The sequence below is a fragment of the Oscillibacter sp. GMB15532 genome, assembly GCF_041020825.1.
GTDB lineage: Bacteria > Bacillota > Clostridia > Oscillospirales > Oscillospiraceae > Oscillibacter.
On sequence record NZ_JBEVTO010000007.1, the window covers coordinates 1 to 15,290 of the forward strand.

The following is a 15,290-nucleotide window of genomic DNA, read 5'->3' on the forward strand; positions in this document are numbered from 1 at the left end:
CTCTTTCAGAAAGGAGCGGCCGCCATGATACGCTGTTTCAGTATGAAAGACCGATGTAAAAGAATATCTGACCGCGGCCGCCGTCTCTTTTGAGGCGACAGCCTGTGCATAACGCAATCCATGGCGCGGGGTGTACGAATTGTCGACACTCCGCGCCATGTGGCCATTAAAATTCTGAATAAAAGAGGTAGATTGACCATGAAAAAGGTAAAAGCGATGTCCCTTTTGCTGGCGGCAGCTATGATGGGGACCCTGCTCGCCGCCTGCACTGGAAATTCCGGCAACGGCGCACAATCGTCCCAAACTGGGTCCGGCTCTGCCGAAAGCACCGCGCAGGAAACGCCCGTCAAGTGGGACATTACCATCCCCGGTAATAACGGTTCACTGTGCAACGTCCCCACCTTCCTTGCATACGAGTTGGGGTACCTGGCAGAGGAGGGCATCAACGCCGACCTCGTTTCTGCCGACTATGAGTCCAAGAAGGTGGGCCTGAACAACGGCACCATGCCCATTGTCAATGGCGACTTTATGTATTTCCCCTCCATTGAGACAGGATTGAACATTACCGTGATTGACGGGCTGCACAAGGGCTGCATCAAGCTGGAGGTTTTGCCTGACTCTCCCGTTAAAACTGCCGAAGACCTGCGGGGCGCAACCATCGCAGTGGATGAAATTGGCGGCACCACCTATCAGGTAGCCGCCCTCTGGCTGGAGCAAAACGGCATCAAGGCCATTGGAGAGGACGCAGAAGTAACCTTCCTGCCCTTCGGCGACGACAACCTCTCTCTGGAGGCGCTGAAGAGCGGACAGGTGGATCTGGTAGCCGTCTGGGACCCCAAGGCCTCCGTTGCGGAGAAAGCGGGCGAGGTAAGGGTGGTTCTGGACATCTCCAAGGACGAACCCTTCGCCAGCCACTATTGCTGCTATCTTTACGCTTCCACCAAGGTGCTGAAAGAGGACCCGGAGCTGATCTCCGCTATCCTGCGGGCCTATCGAAAGGCCGAGGACTACATTGCCAAAAATCCGGAGGCGGCCACCGACCTGATTCTGGAAAAGAAGTACGTGTCCATCGAAGACCGGGATTTGGCTGTGGAGCTGGTGAAGGGCTACGGCTATCCCTCGGAAGCGGACTTTGACACCGGTAAGGCGCTGGACGCGCAGGCGGATGTGAAATACTTTGCCGAGGCACTGCATGACATCGGCTATCTCACCTCCGACCCCGAGGAGTATATCGCCAAGGCCTTTACCCCGGTGGATCTGACACTGGGAAAATAAGTGCAGACCTGCTCGCCGCACACCTCTGTGTGAGGTGTGCGGCGAGGCAATTTGAAGGAGACATCACGTGAAACAGATTGACAACACGAACCCGCCGGTGACGGACCGCCGCCTGATTCAGGCGGCAAGTCTCTCCTCAGCCGGGTTTCTGGCGGCCATTTTGGGAAACTGGCTGATTCCCCAGATATCGGACGGCGTGAAGCTGGCGGATTACGCTCTGGGCCCACTCCGGCTAGACATGAACGGCTTTTATCGAATCGTGCTACTTGCCGTCATGCTGACATTTCTGCTTGGCGGCGTTCGGGCCCGGCTGGATTCCCGGCGCCGCCCCGGCTATGTGCGTCAGGCCCCGTTTCGATTTGTTCTGGGGCTGGCACTGCTGCTATACGACATTCTGGGAACAAAGCTGCAGCTCACGCCCCAGCCGTTTTTTCCGGGACCCGCTCAGATTCTGGAGTCTTTTTTAATGGAGGGGAGCTACATTGGAAAAAATCTGCTTTACTCCCTACGGCTGTTCGGTGCGGGCTTCATAGCCGGTATCCTGCTGGGAGTGGTGACAGGGGTGCTGATCGGCTGGTTCCCAAAGGTGCGGTACTGGGCTTATCCCGTGCTCAAAATCAGCGGCGTTATCCCGGCGGTGGCGTGGATGCCCTTTGCCCTCACGCTGTTTCCAACACCCTTTGCCGCAGCGGTGTTTCTTCTGGTCATCACCTCCTGGTTTCCGGTGGCGTCTCAGACAGCTTTTGGCATTCAGTCCGTCTCCCGGGTCCATCTGGAGGCGGCGAGGACCTTGGGTGGGGGAACCGCCTTTCAGGTGTTCCGCGTGGCAATTCCCAGCGCGTCGCCACAGATTTTTACGGGAATTACCACCGCCTGCGCCAGCTCGTTCACCTGCCTTGTGATTGCCGAGATGATGGGTCAGCCCGGCGGCCTCGGTTACTATATCAACGTGGTGAAGGTTTGGAGCGCCTACTACAAGGTGTTTGCCGCCATTTTGCTGATGGCGGTCCTGTTCAGCCTGATTCTCGCAGTGATAGGGGTTCTGCGGGACTATGTGCTTCGCTGGCAGAAAGGGGTCATCAAATGACGGACGGAATTCTTCTGGATATTCAGCATGTCAGCCGGGTATACCCGGACGGGCAAAACGGGCAGGCAGAGGGAATTACCGCGCTGCAAGACGTGTCCCTTACCGTGGGCCGGGGGGAGTTTGTCTCTCTGCTGGGGCCCTCCGGCTGCGGGAAGACCACGCTGCTGCGGCTGCTGGCCGGACTGGATACGCCCCAGGGCGGGCAGCTCCTTCTAAACGGGCAGAGCATCAACGGAACCTCTCCCCAACGGGGCTATGTGTTCCAGCAGGGGGGCCTGTTTCCGTGGTGGACGGTGGAGCAGAACATTGCCGCCGGACTGAAGGCCCGCCATGTCTATCGCCGGGAAAAGGCGCGGGTGGCGGAATTTTTGGAGCTGGTGGGGCTGCAAGACTTTGCGGACGCCTATCCCCACCAGATCAGCGGCGGCATGGCCCAGCGGGCGGCCATTGCCCGCAGTCTCATCAACGACCCCGAGGTGCTGCTGCTGGACGAGCCCATGGGCGCGTTGGACTCCTTCACCCGGGCCGACCTTCAGGACAAACTGCTGGAATTGCAGCGGGTCAGCGGAACCACCATGATTCTGGTGACCCACGACATCGACGAGGCTGTTTACCTCTCCGACCGCATTGCCATCATGACCCCCCGGCCCGGCAGAATCAGCGAAGTGGTGACGGTACCCACGGAAAAGCCCCGGCAGCGAAGCAGCCAAGCGTTTACCTCCCTGCGGGGGGAACTGCTGGAAAAATTCCATCTGGCAAGTCAAACGCCGCTTCCTGAATATGCCATCTAGAGATTCGTGAAAGACACTTAAAGCAAACGAACTGCACAAACCGGGCGAGACAAGAAGATTGGAGCACACGGATAATTTTTCTGCGCCCCGGTTGTCACATGCCCCAAACCCCCGCTTTGAATCCGCAAATTTTTTATTACATTCTAAAATTGACAAACAGGCGACGCTTCTATATGATAAGCCGTAAGAATTTGCGATAGGTACTACCTTATCGCCTCCTTATGCTTATCATAAGGAGCAACTCGAAGGGAGAAAAACATGAAACTAAAGAAATTTGCCGCCCTGCTGGCGGCTTCCGCGCTGGCACTGTCTCTCGCGTCCTGCGGGTCGGAAAGCCCCGCTGCGGGTTCTTCCGCGGCATCTGCCCCCGGTTCCGCCTCCGGCGCCGCAAGCAACACTGCCTCCGGTCTTCCCGCGCTGACAGCGGAGGAAATCCACATCGGCGCCGTCTTCAACACAGAGCTTGGCACAGAGGGATTCAGCTATGCGCTGGGGCAAGGCTTCAAGGCGCTGGAGGACGCAGGCTATCAGGTGGACTATGCCTTCAGCATTCCCGAATCCGCCGAGTGCGAGGTTGCCGTTGAAAACCTGATTAATCAGGGCTGCAACGTTATCTATGCCACCAGCTACGGCTATGGCGAATATGTGGCCAATGTGGCCACACGGTACCCGGACGTCTATTTCAACCACTATTCCGGCAGCATCAATGCAGACAATCTGGCCACCTTCTTCCCGAAGAATTTCCAGAGCGAATATCTGTGCGGCATTATCGCCGGTATGCGGACTGCGTCCAACCAGATCGGCTATCTCGCCTCCTATCCGATCCCGGAGTGCGTCCGCATGATCGACGCGTTCACGCTGGGGGCACGGTCCGTCAATCCTGACGTGACGGTAAACGTCAAGTGGACCGGCTCCTGGTTTGACCCCGCCACGGAAACCGCCATCGCCACCGAGCTTGTCAACAGCGGTTCCGACGTGGTCATCGCCTATCTGGACAGCCTGAACGCGGCAATTGCGGCGGCCAATCTGGGTGCGTATTCCTTCGGCTACGCCACGTCCGGTTATGAGACGATTCCCGAGTCCTTCCTGACCAGCCCGGCGGCCGACTGGGAAAACTTCTTTGTAAACGACGTCCAGAGAATTGTGGACGGCACATGGACCGGCACCAATCAGTGGCTCGGCATGCAGGAAGGGCTTGTCAGCCTGACCGAGATGTACAACCTCGCCGACGGCACGGAGGAAAAGGTAAACGAGGCCGAAGAGGGCTTTAAAAACGGCACGCTGGACATCTGGGCCGGCCCCATCTCCGATAATCAGGGCAATGCAGCCGTGGCTGGCGGCGAGACGCTGGATCAGACGGCGCTGTTTTCCATCAACTGGTTTGTCGAGGGTGTGAACGGAAGCGTCAACTGAGACTGCAAGCGCGCAAACTGCCGCAGTCTGTTTTTTAGGAGAAGCACATGGAAAAGCGCATCGCAGTGGAACTCAGGCACATTAAAAAACATTTCGGCCCCGTAAAGGCAAACGACAATGTCAATTTAAAGGTCTGCGCCGGAGAAATCCACGCCATTCTGGGGGAGAACGGCTCAGGCAAAAGCACACTAATGAACGTTCTCTCGGGCCTGTACGCCCCGGACGGAGGGGAAATTCTCGTAGGGGGAACGCCAGTATGCATCCGCTCTCCCAAAGACGCCATACTTAATGGCATTGGGATGATCCACCAGCATTTTAAGCTGGTGGACGCCCTTTGCGCCTGGGAAAACATCGTCGGGGGCATGAAAACCCGGGCACTGCTGCGCAAAAAGCGGGCGGTTGCCGAAATCATGGCTCTGTGCGAAAAATACGGACTTCCGCTGGACCCCGAAAAGAAAGTCTGCCGAATGACCGTCGGTGAAAAGCAGACGGTGGAAATCGTAAAAGCCCTGTACCGGGGTGCGGAAATTCTGATTCTGGACGAGCCAACCGCCGTTCTGACGGTGCAGGAGACGGAGCGGCTGTTTGAAATCCTGCGGGAGATGAAAGCAAAGGGCCGCGCCGTGATTATCATCACCCACAAGCTTCAGGAGGTCATGAACGTCAGCGACCGGGTGACGGTTTTGCGAAAGGGCGTCAGCGTGGACTCCATCGTGACTGCCGAGTCCGATCCCGCGCGGCTTGCCGAGCTGATGGTGGGTCGGGCGGTGGACATCTCGGTCCCCTACGTGGAGACGCCCCGGGAGCGGCGGGAGCCGGTTCTGTCCATCCAAAATCTGCATCTTGCGGAGCGGGGCACAGGCGAAAAGCTGAGCATTGACCAACTGGACGTCTGCTCCTGCGAAATTCTGGGGATTGCGGGCGTTGCCGACAGCGGCCAGAGGGAGCTGTGCGAGTCCATCGTGGGCCTGCGGGCAGCGGAGGGCAGCGTGCTGCTCAAGGGGGCCGAACTGATCGGGCTGGACCCCCGGGCCATGCTGCGGCAAGGAGTCCGGATTGGCTTTGTGCCGGAGGACCGGCTGGGCATGGGTCTTGCATCGGGGCTGAATATCAGTGACAACGCGGCGCTGCGCACCTATTGTTCCGACAAAGGTCCGTTCTTGAACAAAAAGGCGGAGAAGGCCCAGGCCGTCCGCCTGACAGAGCGTTATCATGTCAGCACGTCCGGCGTGGATCAGCCGATCCAGAGCCTCTCCGGGGGCAACATTCAAAAGGTGCTGCTGGGCCGCGAAATCGACCAGGGCGCGGATCTGTTCATCGCAGCCTACCCCGTGCGGGGTCTGGACATCGGCGCCTCCACCTTTATTTATGAACAGCTTAATGAAGAAAAAAAGAAGGGCGTCGCCATTTTGTTCATCGGGGAGGACCTGGACGTGCTGCTGGGCATCTGCGACCGGATTGCAGTGCTGCACGGTGGCGAGCTGATGGGCGTGGTGGACGCGAAGACAGCCACAAAGGAGCAGCTTGGCCTGCTGATGATGGGGCAGAGACAGGAGGAGACAAGCCATGCTGCGAATTGAACGGAAGACAAACAGCAGGTTCCTTCTCCAGAGAATGCTCTCTCTTGTGGCCGCTCTGGCTGCGGCGGGGGTCGTTGTGGCAATTTGCGGATACGACCCCTTCGTGGTGTACCGGGAGATGCTGAAGGGCTCCTTCAGCTCTGTTTACTATGTGCAGCAGACCGTTCAGAAAATTATCCCGCTTTTGATGATGGGTCTTGGGGTAGCGGTCTGCTTCAAAATGAACTTTATCAACATCGGTGCCGAGGGGCAGTTCTATATGGGCGCGACGGCGGCGACCTACGTGGCGCTGAACGTCAGCGGGCCGCCCGCCCCTGTGGTCATGCTTTTGATGTTTGCGGCGGCCTTTCTGGCAGGCGGGTGCTGGTGCCTGATCGCCGGCTATTTAAAGTCGAAGTGGGGCGTAAGCGAAACGCTGGTGACACTGATGCTCAACTACGTGGCCATCAAGCTGGTGTCCTATCTCCAATATGTCCTGTGGAAGGACCCCCAGTCCTTTGGCTTTCCGAAAATTGCCAATTACCCCGTGGAGCTCCAGCTGAAACCCGTGCTGGGCGTCCATTCCGGGTGGATTGTCGCCCTTCTTCTGACGGTTCTCATATGGGTTCTGCTCCACCGCAGCAAGCTGGGCTATGAGCTGTCCGTGATGGGTTCCAACGAGCAAACGGCACGCTACGCGGGGATGAACACCAAAAAAATTCTCCTGCTGGCAAGTCTCTTAGGCGGCGGCATCTGCGGCCTTGCGGGCCTGATTCAGGCCGCAGGCGCGGAGCGCACGCTGAACGACCAGATGGGCGGCGGCATGGGCTATACCGCCATTGCCATCGCCTACATGTCCCGGATGGAGCCGCCGGTGATTCTGGCGGTTTCCTTTCTGTTTTCCATTTTGCTCCAGGGGGGCGCCTATATGCAGATTTCCATGCAGATCCCCTCCGCCGCGGGCGACGTGATTCAGGGAATTATTCTGCTGTTCATTCTGGGGAGCGAATTTTTCTCCACTTACCGGGTCGTCCTGACCCGCACACGGAAGGAGGCGGCAAAATGAACGAAGCCACTTTGTTTTTCCAAATGTCCGTGCAGCTGGGCACGCCGTTTCTGCTGGCCACCTTGGGGGGCATTCTGTGTGAAAAAGCGGGACATTTAAATCTTGGCATTGAGGGTATGATGATGCTGGGCGCGTTCTTCGGCTTTCAGGCCGGGTTTCTCAGCCACAGCCCGGCGGCGGCTCTCCTCATGGCGGCGGCGGGCGGCGCGCTGGGCGCGTTGATTTATGCCATCATCACCGTGACCCTCATGGGGAATCAGACTGTGACTGGCTTTGCACTCACGATTTTCGGCACGGGTCTTGCCAACTTTCTGGGCAAGGCGTATTCCAGCCAGATCATGGACAGCACTGTCACCGCCGCCTTGGGAAATCACAGCATTCCGGGTCTTTCCAAGATTCCGTTTCTGGGGCCGGTGCTGTTTTCCCAAAGCCTGTTTGTGTACCTTTCGTTGTTCCTTGCCGTGGGTCTGCTGTTTTACTATCAGAAAACGCGGTTCGGCCTTGCGGTTCGCATGGTGGGCGAAAACCCCGGAACGGCGGACGCCTCCGGCGTCAATGTGACGCTGTACAAATATGTACACATTCTTCTCGGGGGCGCACTGTGCGGCCTTGGCGGCGGCTATCTCTCTTTGGTATACGTCCCCTATTGGCAGGACAACATCACCGCGGGCATGGGCTGGATTGCGGTGGCTCTGGTCATTTTTTCAGGCTGGAACCCTGTCAAAGCCATTTTCGGGTGCTATCTCTTCGGAGTTTTGAAAGGGATGACCCTGAAATTTCAGGGGGCGGCTTTGTCTGTCTTGGGCCTTGATATTTCTCTCGCCGCCCAAGTGATGGATATGCTGCCCTATATTCTTACGGTGGCGGTGCTGGTGCTCTCGGCCATTTCCAAAAAAGGCGCGGGCGCAGGCCCGGCGGGCGTTGGAAAGCCCTATTTCCGGGAGGCCCGGTGAATATGGCTTTGGCCCGCATCCCATCACGGTTTTATGAATACTAAACATACAGGAGGTTGCCATGGACAACAAGTTGATTCAGGTGGCACTGGGAAAAGCGCCCGCCGACATTATTATCAAAAATGGCAGGCTGGTAAACGTCGTCACCCATGAGGTCTATGAGACGGAAATCGCGGTGGCAAAGGGCAGAATTGCATCCATCGGTCCCGTACCCGCAGGTGCGGTAGGCCCGGATACCCAGATCATCGACGCCGAGGGCATGTTTCTCGCCCCCGGATTTCTGGATGCACACATCCACATTGAAAGCAGCATGCTCTCCTACACGGAGTTTGCAAAGATGGTGGTCAAGCACGGAACCACCGCCGTGGCAACGGACCTGATGGAGGTCACGATTGTTTCTGGCATTGACGGGATGAAAGAAGTGCTGGCAGAGTCCAAAAACACGCCGGTAAAGCTCTATTATCCCATCCCGGCCTTTATGGAGGAAAACGGTATCCAGACCACCGGCAGCACGTTGCACAGCGAGATGATCGACCAGCTGATCACGCTTCCCGAGGCCGTGGGCCTTGCTGAGGTGCTGGCTCCGCCGATTTTGGCGGAGAGCCCGGCTTCCGCCCACATGCTGGAGCTGGCCAAGCAGTATCGCAAAACTGCAGAGGGCCACGCGCCCGCCGTCATGGGCGAAAACCTGAACGCCTATGTAGGCGCGGGCGTCACCAGCGACCACGAGAGCACCAATCACGAGGAGGCCCTTGCCAAGCTCCGCGCGGGGCTGCACGTACTGATGCGGGAAGGCTCCGCCTCCACAGACCTGCGCCCCTGCCTGAAAATCATTACGCAGGAACACGTGGACACCCGGTACTGCTCTATGGTCAGCGACGATATTGACGCGCTGCATATCAGCCGCCTTGGCCATCTGGACAACAAGGTCCGCATCGCCGTGGCAGAGGGCGTGGACCCCGTCACCGCCATCCAGATGGTAACGCTCAATCCCGCCGAAAGCCTGCGCATTCAGGACAAAGTGGGCAGCATTACCCCGGGCAAAATTGCAGACATTGTGTTCCTCTCCTCTTTGGAGGAGTGCCGCGTGGAGCGGGTCATCGCAAACGGCGAGCTGGTGGTGGACGGACGGGACCTTGTCAAAGAGCTGCCCGCGCCCAATTACAGCGGCCTTCTGCGGGACACCGTGAAGCTCTCCCGCAAAATCACGGGTGAGGATCTGGTTTTAAAGGCAGACCCCCGCTATACCATGGCAAAGGTTCATGTCATCGGTGCGTCCCACGACACCCTGCTCACCGATGCGCTGGAAGCAGAGCTGACGGTTGAAGACGGCGTGATTTTGCCGGATGTGGAGGGCGACGTGCTGCGCATCGCCTGCGTGGAGCGCTATGGGAAAAACGGCAGCATCGGCAGGTCGTTTATCAAGAATTTCGGCCTGAAATCCGGGGCCATTGCCATCAGTGTGGGCCACGACCACCACAACATCTCCGTGGTGGGCAGCGACGCGGAGGACATGGCCTTTGCGGTCAATCGCATTGGCGAGCTGCAAGGCGGCCTTGTGCTGGTGAAGGACGGCAAGGTTCTCTCCGAAATCCCCCTGCCCATCTGCGGGCTGCTTTCCGATTTGGACGGAGAGTCCGTCGCCGCCAAGCTGGCGGAGATGATTGACATTCTCCGGACGCTGGGCTGCGAGGTGCCCTCTCCCAACATTACCCTCTCCTTCATCACCCTGATTTTCATTCCCTGCCTGGGCATCACCGATCAGGGGTTGTTCGACGTGCGGGAATTCAAGCTCATCGACCCGGTGATTTCCTTAAACTAAAAGGAGGAGCTACGTTCCATGAAACAGATATTACTGAAAAATGGCTTCATCGTCACCATGGCCGAGGGGCATGAGACGGTGTACGACGGCGGCGGCGTTTTGGTGGAGGACGGCAACATCAAAGCGGTGGGCCGGATTGACCCCAAAACCGTGGCTCCTGACGCGGAGATTATGGATTTGAATGGGAAATACGTCCTGCCGGGCTTTGTCAACACCCACGTCCACACCTCCCAGCAAATCAGCCGGGGCGTGGGCGACGACGTGGACTTCGTCACTTGGCTGCACAAGCGGATGTGGCCCTTTGAGAGCAGCATGACGGAGGAGGATTCCTATATCTCCACCCTCGCCACCTGCCTTGAGATGATTAAAACCGGCGTCACCTCCTTCGCGGAGCCGGGCGGACAGTTTGTGTCCGGCATGTGCCGCGCCGTGGCAAAATCCGGCCTCCGGGCAAAGCTTGCAAAGTCCGTGATGGACTGCGGCGAGGGGCTGCCCTCCGTCTGGCAGCGCACCATGGAGGAAGAGCTGGAGCAGCAGGTCATTGATTTGGAGAAATATCACAACACCGCGGACGGACGGGTTCAGGTCTGGTTCGGCCTGCGCACGATTTTCAACAACACCGATGCGCTGTGCGTTAAAACCAAGGAGCTGGCGGACAAATACGGCGTGGGCATCCATATGCACGTGGCCGAGGCAAAGGAAGAGAAGGAATACACCTATGCCCGCTGGGGCGAGGGCACCGTTCATCATCTGGAATCGCTGGGCGTTCTCAGTCCCAACCTGCTGGCGGTCCACACCGTGTGGCTGACGGACGAGGAAATTGCCCTCTTTAAAAAGCGGGACGTGAAGGTGTCCCACAATCCGGCCTCCGCCATGCGGGTGCTGGGCTTTGCGAGAATCCCCAAAATGCTCAGTGAGGGCATCTGTTTGTCCATCGGCACCGATGGAGCTTCCTCCTCCAACCACATGGACATGGTGGATGAGATGTGGCTGACCTCCCTGATTCACAAGGGCTGGCGGCTGGACCCCACGGTGGTTCCCAGTCAGGATATTTTGCGGATGGCCACGCGGTGGGGCGCCCGGGCGCTGCTGGACGACAAGCTGTACGGCTCTTTGGAGGCCGGGAAAAAAGCAGACCTGATTGTCATTGACCCGCAGGGTCCTTCCATGATGCCCGTCAACGATAAAATTGCCGCACTGGTGACAGCCATGCACTCGGAGAATATCACCTGCTCCATGTGCGACGGCAAGTGGCTGATGAAGGACCGCAAAATCCTCACGCTGGACGAGGATGCAATTCTGGCGGAGGGCACGGCACGTGCCGCCGCCATCTACAAGCGGGCAGGCATCGAGCTTCCCGCAAGATTCCCGGTGGTCAAGGTCAGCAGGGAAAAGAAGCTATTTTAAGAAAGCGGGGCTGCAAACATGGATCAGAAGCTGTTGGCTGTGGCAGGCGGGAAAGAGCCCGCCGATCTGGTTGTAACGAATGGGAAAATCGTAAACGTTTTCTCCGGTGAAATCTATGATGGCGGCATAGCGGTGGCAGGGGACAAAATTGCCGCCGTGGGCGATGTGGACTATACCATCGGAGAGGGCACAAAAGTCCTTGACGCGCAGGGAAAGTATCTCACCCCCGGCTTTATTGACGGGCACATTCATCCCGAAAGCTCCAACCTTGCCATCCGCTCCTTTGCCGAAGCGGTGCTGAAGCGCGGAACCACGGTCATCATGACCGACCTGCATGAAATTGGCGTAGTGGGCGGGCTGGAGGCCATCGAAGCGGTGCTGAAAGAGGCAGAGGCCACGGATTTGAAGCTCTACTTCATCGTCCCTTCCCACGTCCCCTTTTCGCCCAATCTGGAAACCTCCGGTGGACGGTTTGACACGGAGATTATCAAGCATGCGCTGGAGCGGCCGGATGCGGTGGGCCTGTCTGAGTGCGTGGGCATGTATCTGGTGGCGGGATTCCCGGAGCTGATGGCTTCCTGCGACGCAGCGCTTGCCAAGGGAAAATCGCTTCAGGGCCATCTTCCCGATGCAGACACCGCCACCCTCAACACCTGCATTGCCGCCGGCGTATCCACGGACCACGAATCCCTCAGCGGCAAAGACGTGGTGGACCGGCTGCGTGCGGGCTGCTCCGTGATGCTGCGGGAGGGTTCCTCCGCCCGCAGCCTGACACAATTGCTGGAGCCGGTGCTTGCCGATCATCTGGACACCTCCAACCTCTCCATTGTCACCGACGACCTGCATACCATCGACCTTGCCACGACAGGGCATCTGGACGAGTCGGTACGCACGGCGCTGAAAGCGGGCGTGGAGTTCCTGACCGCCATTCAGATGGTCACCATCAATGCCGCCCGGGCTTTCCAACTGGACCGCTTTGTGGGCTGTCTTGCTCCGGGGCGGCGGGCGGACATCAACCTGACCACCGGACCGGAGGACTTCCGGGTGGAGACGGTTATTGCAGGGGGCCGCATTGTGGCTCAAGGCGGTGAATCCGTGGTTCATTATCCCGTGGCCGAGCACAATCCAATTCTCTTGAACACGGTCCATCTCAGAAAGCCCGTAGAAACAGCTGATTTTCAGGTCCGCGTGTCTGAATCCGCCAAGGCCGTCAAGGTCAAGGTGATGGATACACTCCCCTGGATTCCCATTACCCAGCCAAGGGATGTGGAGCTAAGAGTCGTGAACGGCGTGGTGCAGTGCGATGTGAATCAGGACGTGCTTTACATCGCCCAAGTGGAGCGGCACGGAAAAACCGGCGGCATCGGCAAGGCATTTATGGGCGGGTTCAAGCTGAAAAAGGGCGCCATCGCCTCCTCCATGGGCCACGACAACCACAACATCATCGTGATGGGCACCAATCACGCCGACATGGCCGCCGCCGTTAACCGGGTGGCAGCGCTTCAGGGCGGGCAGGTATTTGTGGTAGATGGAGAAGTTCTTTGTGAGATCCCCTTCCCGGTATGCGGGCTTCAGTCGGATTTGTCGGCAGAGGAACTGGCGGAGGAAAAGCGCAAATTCAATGCAACGCTCCGGGATTACGGCTGCGAGATCAACTATACCTGCATGTTCCTTTCTTTTATCTGTCTGGCGGCGATTCCCCTGTATGCCATCACCGATAAGGGCTTTATTGACGTTTTGCAGCAGAAGGTCATCGACCCGATTCTGGAAGTTTTGGAATAACCATGCACGAAGAAAAAGCACTGCATGAACGCGCAGTTTTATAAGCTGAGCAAGAAAGAGGCGCGCCCGAATGGGCGCGCCTCTTTTATAAAAATGCGAAAGTCTCGCTGTGCACAGGTGTTTTTTGCCGTATACGCATGTGCAAAAGCGTCTATTTTCCCCATCTCTCAGAAGGGAAATCAGGCGTCCGTTTTTCATAAAAGGAGGACAGCCCCTCTTTTGCATCCGCACTGGTAAATGCCTTATACCCCAGCATGGATTCCGTGTCAAATGCCTGGTCGATTGGCATATCCCAAAGCTTCAAAACAGCTTCCTTCGCCGTTTGAACCGCTGTGGTGCTGAGCTTTAGAAACATCTGTGCAAGTTCGACCGCCTTATCCATTACCTGCTCGGGGGGCACGACATAATTTAAGATTCCAAAGCGCAGGGCTTCGTCGGCCGTGAGCTTGCGGCCTGTCAAAATTGCCTCCATGGCATAGGTATAGGGAATCTGGCGGGCCAGCCTTGTCAGCGTGCCGCCTGCGGGAACGATTCCCAGGGACACCTCGGGAAGGGCAAATTTTGCTGTGCTGGAAGCAACACGAATATCGGTCCCCAGCATAATTTCAAAGCCGCCGCCCATGCACATGCCATTCACCGCAGCAATGACCGGTTTATACATTTTCAGATGCTTCAGATGTGCGGCATCCCATTCATCGATGTAGTGCCCGTCTGCAAGATACGGGATGGATTCCGTCAGATCCGCGCCGACACAGAACGCCTTTTCGCCTGCCCCGGTCAAAATACATACCGCAACACCGGGATCGTCCGCCGCCCGCTGAAATGCGTCGCCCAGTTCTTTATACATCTCTAGCGTAAGCGTATTCAGCTTGGAGGGGCGGTTAAAGGTAATCGTTGCGATTCCATTGTCTGCGACGTACTCAATCGCCATTTACAGAACTCCCCTCTGATGCAGCTCCTCCAGCTTTTGTTCGTGATAGCCCAAAAATTCCGCATAAATTTCCGCGTTGTTTTCCCCGATCTCCGGCGCCCTTTGGGAGGGCTCCAGAGGTGTCCGGCTCATTTTAATGGGCGTTCCAAATACTTTGACGGATGTATCCCCATACTTTCCGTCGATAAACATATTTCGATAGTTTAGCTGGGGGTCCTCCAGCACCTTATCCATGCTGTTGATGGACGTCAATGGCACCTTGTCTGCCAGCGCATCCTGAAGCTCCTGACTGGTGTAACGGGAAAACCACTCGTTAATTTTAGGCAATACCTTCCGATTATAGGTTTCAAGGATAAAGCGCTTGGGCATCGTGTCGATTTCGGGGTCGTTCAGCAGCTCCGGCTCTCCAAAATACTCGCAGGTGGTTTTCCAGAACCGGTCTGTGTATCCGCCGAAAAAGACGTGTCCGTCCTTGGTTTCAAACATGCCATAGGGCCTGCAAAGATTATGGTCGTTGCCCAGGGGCTGTTGAACCTGCCCCCCAACGGTATAGTTAACAACGGCATACTCCGTCAGCGCCAGAGAGGAATCCAGCTGCGCCACATCCACCAGCTGTCCCTCTCCTGTATTCTGGGCATGGATGTACGCACTCAGCGTGCCAATCGTGGCAAAGAACGTTGCGGCCTCGTCTCCGATAATCGTACCGATGCGGGTGGGGGATCCGGGCATTCCGTTCATGGACCATAGTCCGCTGAGTGCCTGCCCGCTATTGTCATAGGCAGGCCATGCGGAATAAGGCCCACTCTGTCCAAACCCTGAAATCGCGGTGTAAATCAGCTTGGGATTCAGCTCCTTCAAATCCTGATACCCCAGCCCCAGCTTATCCATCACACCTGCCCGGTAGTTCTCAAACACAATATCGGCCTTTTTGACCAGCTCCTTAAAAATGGCTTTGCCCTCGGGCTCCTTCAGGTTCAGCGTAATGGCCTCCTTATTGCGATTATATTGCAGGAAGCTGGCGCTCATCCGTTTCTCTCCATCCTCGATATAAGGGGTGAAGGCACGGGTATAATCGGGATCATCGGGGTTTTCAATTTTAATCACCCTGGCGCCCAGATCAGACAAGATCATTGTGGAATAGGGGCCTGCCACAACCCGGGTCAAATCCAAAATCGTCACGCCCTCCAATGGCTTCATGACATAT

12 protein-coding genes are annotated in these 15,290 nt (G+C 57.3%); 10 read left to right on the forward strand and 2 right to left on the reverse strand.

Translation table 11 applies throughout. The features are described from left to right. Positions 1 to 198: 198 nt before the first annotated feature. From ABVS15_RS09365 to ABVS15_RS09410, 10 genes are all read left to right on the forward strand, one after another. Positions 199 to 1,275: an ABC transporter substrate-binding protein gene (locus ABVS15_RS09365; RefSeq protein ID WP_369283467.1), complete on the forward strand. Its 1,077-nt coding sequence runs from the start codon at positions 199 to 201 to the stop codon at positions 1,273 to 1,275. 67 nt (positions 1,276 to 1,342) lie between these two features. Continuing rightward, on the forward strand, positions 1,343 to 2,362 hold the full coding sequence (locus ABVS15_RS09370) for an ABC transporter permease (protein WP_369283468.1): 1,020 nt from the start codon (positions 1,343 to 1,345) through the stop codon (positions 2,360 to 2,362). Beyond that, positions 2,359 to 3,153, forward strand: a complete 795-nt coding sequence (locus ABVS15_RS09375; protein WP_369283469.1) for an ABC transporter ATP-binding protein — start codon at positions 2,359 to 2,361, stop codon at positions 3,151 to 3,153. The genes ABVS15_RS09370 and ABVS15_RS09375 overlap by 4 nt, the downstream gene beginning before the upstream one ends. Positions 3,154 to 3,411: 258 nt before the next feature. After that, a complete protein-coding gene (locus ABVS15_RS09380) occupies positions 3,412 to 4,566 on the forward strand; it encodes a BMP family ABC transporter substrate-binding protein (protein ID WP_369283470.1) in 1,155 nt (384 codons plus the stop codon). Positions 4,567 to 4,613: 47 nt separating this feature from the next. Further along, positions 4,614 to 6,146 carry an ABC transporter ATP-binding protein gene (locus tag ABVS15_RS09385; RefSeq protein ID WP_369283471.1) on the forward strand — a complete coding sequence of 511 codons (1,533 nt, stop codon included), beginning with the start codon at positions 4,614 to 4,616 and terminating at the stop codon, positions 6,144 to 6,146. Beyond that, complete coding sequence (locus ABVS15_RS09390; protein WP_369283472.1) at positions 6,133 to 7,191, forward strand: ABC transporter permease; 1,059 nt, start codon at positions 6,133 to 6,135, stop codon at positions 7,189 to 7,191. Before ABVS15_RS09385 ends, ABVS15_RS09390 begins: the two co-directional genes overlap by 14 nt. After that, positions 7,188 to 8,144 carry an ABC transporter permease gene (locus ABVS15_RS09395; protein ID WP_369283473.1) on the forward strand — a complete coding sequence of 319 codons (957 nt, stop codon included), beginning with the start codon at positions 7,188 to 7,190 and terminating at the stop codon, positions 8,142 to 8,144. Before ABVS15_RS09390 ends, ABVS15_RS09395 begins: the two co-directional genes overlap by 4 nt. Before the next feature lie 61 nt (positions 8,145 to 8,205). Then, positions 8,206 to 9,966 carry an adenine deaminase gene (gene ade / locus ABVS15_RS09400; protein WP_369283474.1) on the forward strand — a complete coding sequence of 587 codons (1,761 nt, stop codon included), beginning with the start codon at positions 8,206 to 8,208 and terminating at the stop codon, positions 9,964 to 9,966. 18 nt (positions 9,967 to 9,984) lie between these two features. Beyond that, positions 9,985 to 11,373 (forward strand): amidohydrolase, encoded by a 1,389-nt coding sequence (locus ABVS15_RS09405; RefSeq protein WP_369283475.1) that lies wholly within the window; start codon positions 9,985 to 9,987, stop codon positions 11,371 to 11,373. An 18-nt stretch (positions 11,374 to 11,391) separates the two neighbouring features. After that, a complete protein-coding gene (locus ABVS15_RS09410; protein ID WP_369283476.1) occupies positions 11,392 to 13,155 on the forward strand; it encodes an adenine deaminase in 1,764 nt (587 codons plus the stop codon). 151 nt (positions 13,156 to 13,306) lie between these two features. Here ABVS15_RS09410 and ABVS15_RS09415 read toward each other — a convergent pair whose 3' ends face one another. Together ABVS15_RS09415 and ABVS15_RS09420 are read right to left on the reverse strand one after the other, a co-directional pair. Then, positions 13,307 to 14,086, reverse strand: a complete 780-nt coding sequence (locus ABVS15_RS09415) for an enoyl-CoA hydratase/isomerase family protein (RefSeq protein ID WP_369283477.1) — start codon at positions 14,084 to 14,086, stop codon at positions 13,307 to 13,309. Next, a complete protein-coding gene (locus ABVS15_RS09420; RefSeq protein ID WP_369283478.1) occupies positions 14,087 to 15,283 on the reverse strand; it encodes a CaiB/BaiF CoA transferase family protein in 1,197 nt (398 codons plus the stop codon). It lies immediately after the preceding gene. Between the last annotated feature and the right edge of the window lie 7 nt (positions 15,284 to 15,290).

What these genes read in the sequence shown, in the direction of transcription:
- ABVS15_RS09380 (WP_369283470.1), top strand. Translation starts at nt 3,412, where the DNA reads ATGAAACTAAAGAAATTTGCCGCCCTGCTGGCGGCTTCCGCGCTGGCA.
- ABVS15_RS09385 (WP_369283471.1), top strand. Translation starts at nt 4,614, where the DNA reads ATGGAAAAGCGCATCGCAGTGGAACTCAGGCACATTAAAAAACATTTC.
- ABVS15_RS09405 (WP_369283475.1), top strand. Translation starts at nt 9,985, where the DNA reads ATGAAACAGATATTACTGAAAAATGGCTTCATCGTCACCATGGCCGAG.
- ABVS15_RS09415 (WP_369283477.1), bottom strand. Translation starts at nt 14,086, where the DNA reads ATGGCGATTGAGTACGTCGCAGACAATGGAATCGCAACGATTACCTTT.
- ABVS15_RS09375 (WP_369283469.1), top strand. Translation starts at nt 2,359, where the DNA reads ATGACGGACGGAATTCTTCTGGATATTCAGCATGTCAGCCGGGTATAC.
- ABVS15_RS09410 (WP_369283476.1), top strand. Translation starts at nt 11,392, where the DNA reads ATGGATCAGAAGCTGTTGGCTGTGGCAGGCGGGAAAGAGCCCGCCGAT.
- ABVS15_RS09390 (WP_369283472.1), top strand. Translation starts at nt 6,133, where the DNA reads ATGCTGCGAATTGAACGGAAGACAAACAGCAGGTTCCTTCTCCAGAGA.
- ade (WP_369283474.1), top strand. Translation starts at nt 8,206, where the DNA reads ATGGACAACAAGTTGATTCAGGTGGCACTGGGAAAAGCGCCCGCCGAC.
- ABVS15_RS09365 (WP_369283467.1), top strand. Translation starts at nt 199, where the DNA reads ATGAAAAAGGTAAAAGCGATGTCCCTTTTGCTGGCGGCAGCTATGATG.
- ABVS15_RS09395 (WP_369283473.1), top strand. Translation starts at nt 7,188, where the DNA reads ATGAACGAAGCCACTTTGTTTTTCCAAATGTCCGTGCAGCTGGGCACG.
- ABVS15_RS09420 (WP_369283478.1), bottom strand. Translation starts at nt 15,283, where the DNA reads ATGAAGCCATTGGAGGGCGTGACGATTTTGGATTTGACCCGGGTTGTG.